This is a genomic window from Cupriavidus sp. WS (assembly GCF_000395345.1).
In the GTDB taxonomy this organism is placed as follows: Bacteria; Pseudomonadota; Gammaproteobacteria; order Burkholderiales; family Burkholderiaceae; genus Cupriavidus; species Cupriavidus basilensis_B.
Genome location: NZ_AQPL01000591.1, coordinates 1 through 6,395 on the forward strand (window position 1 = coordinate 1; position 6,395 = coordinate 6,395).

General features: G+C 69.9%; 3 protein-coding genes and 1 pseudogene. 1 reads left to right on the plus strand and 3 read right to left on the minus strand.

Going from position 1 to position 6,395, the window contains the following annotated elements; genetic code table 11:
• Window positions 1–1,922: indolepyruvate ferredoxin oxidoreductase family protein (locus K206_RS0135205; protein WP_029044436.1), on the minus strand; the 1,922-nt coding region annotated here is incomplete at its 3' end.
• 326 nt (window positions 1,923–2,248) lie between these two features.
• Here K206_RS0135205 and K206_RS44500 point away from each other — a divergent pair.
• A pseudogene (locus K206_RS44500) lies at window positions 2,249–3,106 on the plus strand (NYN domain-containing protein); the annotation flags it as partial.
• 1,287 nt (window positions 3,107–4,393) lie between these two features.
• Here the strand turns inward: K206_RS44500 and gspF are convergent.
• Together gspF and K206_RS0135220 are read right to left on the minus strand one after the other, a co-directional pair.
• Window positions 4,394–5,611 (minus strand): type II secretion system inner membrane protein GspF, encoded by a 1,218-nt coding sequence (gene gspF / locus K206_RS0135215; RefSeq protein ID WP_020206952.1) that lies wholly within the window; start codon window positions 5,609–5,611, stop codon window positions 4,394–4,396.
• A gap of 20 nt (window positions 5,612–5,631) precedes the next feature.
• A partial coding sequence (locus tag K206_RS0135220; protein ID WP_020206953.1) for a GspE/PulE family protein occupies window positions 5,632–6,395 on the minus strand: 764 nt, incomplete at its 5' end.

The window sequence follows — 6,395 nt, forward strand, 5'->3', positions numbered from 1 at the left end:
CGCTTCTCGGTGGCGCAGGTCTGGTCGTAGATCAGGATCGTGCAGCCGGGCACTTCGCGCAGCTCGCGCTGGATCTTGTCGAGCGCGTCGCGGTGGTGCACTTCCACGCCTTGCGGCAGCCGGATGGCGCCGGTGTATTTTTCCGGCTCGTCGGTGACGATGACGATCTTCCTGGCGCCTTCGGCCGCGACCTGGTTGGCCACGTCCTGCACCGACAGCTTGCCGTCGATGGGCTGGCCGCCGGTCATGGCGACCGCGTCGTTGTAGAGGATCTTGTAGGTGATGTTGACGTTGGCCGCGATCGCCGCGCGGATCGCCAGCAGGCCGGAGTGGAAGTAGGTGCCGTCGCCGAGGTTGGCGAACACGTGCTTGTCGCCGGCGAACGGCATCTGCCCGATCCACGCCGCGCCCTCGCCGCCCATCTGGCTGAAGGTGCTGGTGTTGCGGTCCATCCACACCGTCATGTAGTGGCAGCCGATGCCGGCCATCGCGCGCGAGCCTTCGGGCACGTTGGTCGAGGTGTTGTGCGGGCAGCCCGAGCAGAACCACGGCTTGCGCTCGGCCGCCACGCGCGGCACCGCCAGGCTCTTTTCCTTGGCGTCGATCACCGCGATGCGCGCGGCGATGCGCGCGCGCACGTCGGACGGCAGCTCGAACTTGTCGAGCCGCGTGGCGATGGCGCGCGCGATGATGGCCGGCGACAGCTCGTAGTGCGCCGGCAGCAGCCAGTTGCTCTGCGGGATCGACCATTCGCCGCCGGCGTTGTCCTTCTCGTCGAACTTGCCGTAGACCTTGGGGCGCACGTCGTCGCGCCAGTTGTACAGCTCTTCCTTGAGCGCGTACTCCATGATCTGGCGCTTTTCCTCGACCACCAGGATTTCCTGCAGCCCCTCGGCGAACGCGCGCGCGCCGTGCGCCTCGAGCGGCCACACGCAGCCCACCTTGTACAGGCGGATGCCGATGCGCGCGCAGGTCTGCTCGTCCAGGCCCAGGTCGCACAGCGCCTGGCGCGTGTCGAGGTAGGCCTTGCCGGCGGTCATGATGCCGAAGCGCGCGTGCGGCGAATCGATCTCGATGCGGTCGATCCGGTTGGCGCGCACGTAGGCCAGCCCGGCGTACCACTTGTAGTCGAGCAGGCGCGCTTCCTGTTCCAGCGGCGGGTCCGGCCAGCGGATGTTGAGGCCGCCCGGCGGCAGCGCGAAATCCTCGGGCAGCACGATGCGCACGCGGTGCGGGTCGAGCGCCACCGAGGCCGACGATTCCACCACGTCGGTCACGCATTTCATGGCCACCCATAGCCCCGAGTAGCGGCTCATGGCCCAGCCGTGCAGGCCGTAGTCGAGGTATTCCTGCACGTTGGACGGATACAGCACCGGCAGGCCGCAGGCCTTGAAGATGTGCTCGGACTGGTGCGCCAGCGTGGAGGACTTGGCGGCGTGGTCGTCGCCCGCCAGCACGAGCACGCCGCCGTGCTTCGAGGAGCCGGCCGAGTTGGCGTGCTTGAACACGTCGCCGGTGCGGTCCACGCCCGGCCCCTTGCCGTACCACATGCCGAACACGCCGTCGAACTTCGCGTCCGGGTACATGTTGACCTGCTGCGAGCCCCACACCGAGGTGGCCGCGAGGTCTTCGTTCAGGCCGGCCTGGAACACGATGTCGTGCGCGGCCAGGTGCGCCTTGGCCTTCCACAGCGACTGGTCCAGCGCACCCAGCGGCGAGCCGCGGTAGCCCGAGATGAAGCCGGCGGTATTGAGGCCGGCGGCGCGGTCGCGCTCGCGCTGGAGCATCGGCAGGCGCACCAGCGCCTGCGTGCCGCTGATGTAGATGCGGCCGCTTTCCAGCGTGTATTTGTCGTCCAGGGAAACGTTCTCGAGCGCGCGGCGGATGGCGTCGCTGACCGGCGGAGTCAAGGGGGCATTCATGGGTGCTCCTCTATGGGGAATGCAGTCGGGATCGCCGACTCACTTCAGTTGTGGGCGGCCGCCCGCCGCCTCTTGTGAAGGCGTGGAACGACCGTGTCTCTTCGCAGCATGGTAGCACCGGCCCAAAAGGCGCGGCACCTTGCGTCGCAGCAAAAAATGCGCCCGTCGCCGGCGCGCTTTGCGGTGCCGTCACGGCTTCGCGTGTACACTGCGCTGCAAACAGCTTGCACAACGAACGGGCAGATGCGGATCGTGCGCCATATCCTGCGGGAGCGCGCCGCGGTGCAGCCGCCCCACCCGAGGCCGACCGGCCTCCAGGACCCTAAATGACCATTTCCTCCCGCCAGGGCACCGCGACCCTGGCCGTGCTGATCGACGCCGACAACGCGGCGCCCGCCATCGTAGAAGGCCTGCTGGCCGAAGTCGCCAAGTACGGCGTGGCCGCCGTCAAGCGCATCTACGGCGACTGGACCAAGCCCAACCTCGCCGGCTGGAAGGAGCGCCTGCTCTCGCACTCGATCCAGCCGATCCAGCAGTTCCGCTACACGGTGGGCAAGAACGCCACCGACAGCGCGATGATCATCGACGCGATGGACCTGCTGTACACGGGCCGCTTCGACGGCTTCTGCATCGTCTCCAGCGACAGCGACTTCACCCGCCTGGCCTCGCGCATCCGCGAGCAGGGCCTGACCGTGTACGGCTTCGGCGAGCGCAAGACGCCCAAGCCCTTCGTCACCGCCTGCGACAAGTTCATCTTCGCCGACGTGCTGCGCGCCGCCGACAGCGATGCCGACACCGACGCGGAAGCCGACGGCGTGGCCGCGCCCGCGCGCAAGCGCAACAGCGGCGAGCTGCGCCAGGACTCGCGCCTGGTGCGCCTGCTGCAGAACGCCGCGCAGGCCGTGTCCGACGAAGAAGGCTGGTCCACGCTGGGCAGCATGGGCACCCACATCGCCAAGCAGGCGCCGGAATTCGACTCGCGCAACTACGGCTACGGCAAGCTCTCCGAGCTGGTGGCGGCCACCGGCCTGTTCGAGGTCGAGACGCGCAACGGCGGCAACAACAAGACGCTGTGGGTGCGCCTCAAGCGCCGCGCGAAGGCGGGCGAGGGCGAGAACCGCCCCGCCGAGAACCGCCCGGCGGAAGCGCGCCAGCCGGAGAACCGCCAGGATGGCCGCCCGGCCGAAGGGCGTGACAATCGGGACAATCGAGAGCACCGCGACAACCGGGATAGCCGGGACAATCGCGAAAGCCGTGAAGGCCGGGACAACCGCCAGGGCGAGAACCGCCAGCCGGAAAATCGCCAGCCGGAAAGCCGCCCGGCAGAGAATCGCCCGGTGGAGAATCGCCCGGTGGAAAGCCGGGAGAACCGAGAAAACCGGGACAATCGCGACAACCGTGAAAACCGCGGCGAAGCGCGCCAGGGCGAGAACCGCGACCATCGCGAGAATCGCGAGAATCGTGAAAACCGCGAGGGCCGCCAGGGCGAGGGCCGCGACAATCGCGATAACCGTGACAACCGCGAAGCGCGCGACAACCGCGACAACCGCGACGGACGCGAAGGCCGCCGTGGCGACAACCGGCGCGGCGAAGGCCGCCAGGGTGCCCAGCAGCCGCACGGCGCCCGGCCGGCGCAGGCGCAGCAGCAGCCCGCGCTGCCGATCCAGCCCGCGCCGCGGCCCGGCTTCGCCGCCGAGGAGCACGAGGAAGACGAAGTCCCGTCGTTCGTGGTCGATCCGCTGGACGCGCTCGGCATGGCGGATGACGATTTCGACGATGCCGACCCGCAGGCGGACGCCGACGCGGACGGCGCCGCCGCTGCCGACGGCGCGCGCCGCCGCAAGCCGCCCCGTCCCGAGGTCACGCTGAGCGAAACCCCGTGGCCGATGGACCGCTCGATCTTCGTCGCGCCCGCCGCGACGGTGATCGCGCCCGTGGTCGAGGAGCCGGTCGCGGTGATCGAGCCGGTCCGGCCGGTCCGGTCGGCCGAGCCCGTCGAAGTGAGCGGCGAGGCCGAGGCAGCCGCGCCGGCGCCGCAGGCCGAGGCGGTCGAGGAGGTCGAAGAGGTGGCGGCCGTGGCAGCGGCGCCGGTGGCGCAACCCGCCGCCGCGGCACAGGTTGCCGAGGCCGGGGAGGCCGTCGAAGAAGCCGCCGAAGAAGCCGCCGAAGAAGCGCCGGCGGCCGAACCGAAGGCCAAGCCCAAGGCCAAAGCCAAGCCCAAGGCACCGGCCAAGAAGGCCGCCGCGCCCGCCAAGAAGGCGCCGGCTGCGAAGAAGGCCGCGCCCGCCAAGACGGCCGCGCCTGCCAAGACGGCCGCCAAGAAAGCCGCCGAACCGGCAGCCAAGAAGGCCCCGGCCAAGCGCGCACCGAAGAAGACCGCCAAGGCCGCCGAATAAGCGGTCCCGCACCACCCCTGTCGGAAAAAACGGCGCCGCAAGGCGCCGTTTTACGTTGTGGACAAGGCCGGCCCGCTACCGCACCAGCTGGTTGATCTCGATGATCGGCATCAGCACCGCCAGCACGATCAGCAGCACCACCACGCCCATGCTCAGGATCAGCAGCGGCTCCAGCAGGCTGGTGAGGAACATCGTGCGCCGCTCCAGTTCCTGGCCTTCGCCCTCGGCCGCGCGCTCGAGCATGATCGGCAGGTTGCCGGTGGCCTCGCCCGAGCGGATCAGGTGCACCAGCACCGGCGGGAACTGGTTCTGCGCGGCCAGCGCGCGCGCCAGCGAGGCGCCTTCGCGCACGCGCGTGGTGGCGTCGTCCACGTTGTCCTTGAGCGCCACGTTGGTCAGCGTCTCGCCGGCGGCCTGCAGGCTGCGCAGGATGGGCACGCCGGCCGACACCAGGATGGCCAGCGTGCTGGCGAAGCGCGCGGTGTCGTAGCCGCGGATCAGCTTGCCCACCAGCGGCGCGGTCAGCAGCCAGCGGTGCCACGACAGCCGCACGCCGGGCTGGCGCAGCAGGCTGCGGATGCCGAGCGACACCGCGACGATGAAGGCCAGCGCGGCCCACCACCAGTTGCGCACGAAATCCGACAGCGCCAGCATGATGATGGTCAGCGTGGGCAGCTTCTGCTTGGTGTTGGCGAACACGCTCACCACCTGCGGCACCACGTAGGAGAGCAGGAAGATCACGATGGCGAACGCGACCACGGTGACGATGGCCGGGTAGGTGAAGGCCAGCCGGATCTTGGCGGTCAGCGTGTTGCGCGTCTCGATGTAGTCGGCCAGCTTTTCCAGCACCAGGCCGAGGTGGCCGGAGTGCTCGCCGGCAGAGACCAGCGCGCGGTAGATGTCGGGGAAGTCGCGCGGATGCTGCTGCAGCGCCAGCGACAGCGAACTGCCGCCCATCACCTCGGCGCGGATGCCGGCCAGCAGCTCGTGCACGTAGCGGCGCTCGGCCTGGTCGGCCAGCGCGGCCAGCGCCTCGTCCAGCGGCAGGCCGGCCACGATCAGGCTGGCGAGCTGGCGCGTGAACAGTGCCTGCTCCTGGGTGGACAGGCGCCGCACGAAGGACGCCGTGCTGCTCTTCTGCACGCCGCCCGCGCCGGCCAGCGGATCCACGTTGAGCGGCGTGAGGCCGCGCGCGCGCAACTGGCCGCGCGCCTGCTTGGGACTGTCGGCCTCGATCACGCCGCGGTCGGTCTTGCCGGCGGCGTCGACGGCCTCGTAACGGTAGGCGGGCATGGCTGGTTTCCGTGTCCGGGCTAGTCGCGCGTCACGCGCAGCACTTCTTCCAGCGCGGTGGCGCCGCTGTCGATCCAGCGCTGCGCGTCGCCGCGCATGGTGTGCATGCCGCGCGCCAGCGCCGCCTGCTTGATCTCGGATTCGGGCGACTGGCGGTGGATCATGGTGCGGATCTCGTCGTCGACGGTGAGCAGCTCGTACACGCCCATGCGGCCCTGGTAGCCGGAGTGGCCGCACTTGTCGCAGCCCACCGCGTGCCACACGCGCTGCAGCGGCTTGCCCTGCGCGAGCAGGGCGCCGGCTTCCTCGGGCGTGACTTCGATCACTTCCTCGCGCTTGCAGTGCGCGCACAGGCGGCGTACCAGCCGCTGCGCCAGCACGCCGAGCAGCGACGACGACAGCAGGAACGGCTCGATGCCCATGTCGACCAGCCGCGTCACCGCGGAAGCCGAATCGTTGGTGTGCAGCGTGGCCAGCACGAGGTGGCCGGTGAGCGAGGCCTGCACCGCGATCTGCGCGGTCTCGAGGTCGCGGATCTCGCCGATCATCACCACGTCCGGGTCCTGGCGCAGGATGGCCCGCAGCGCCTTGCCGAAGGTCATGTCGATGCGCGGGTTGACCTGGGTCTGGCCGATGCCGTCGAGGTCGTACTCGATCGGGTCCTCCACCGTCATGATGTTGGTGGTGCGCGAATCGAGCCGCGACAGCGCGGCGTACAGCGTGGTGGTCTTGCCCGAGCCGGTCGGGCCCGTGACCAGCACGATGCCGTGCGGCTGGCGGATCA

Bases quoted from the DNA above. Each gene is read 5' to 3' on its own strand.
- gspF (WP_020206952.1), bottom strand. From the start codon at position 5,611: ATGCCCGCCTACCGTTACGAGGCCGTCGACGCCGCCGGCAAGACCGAC.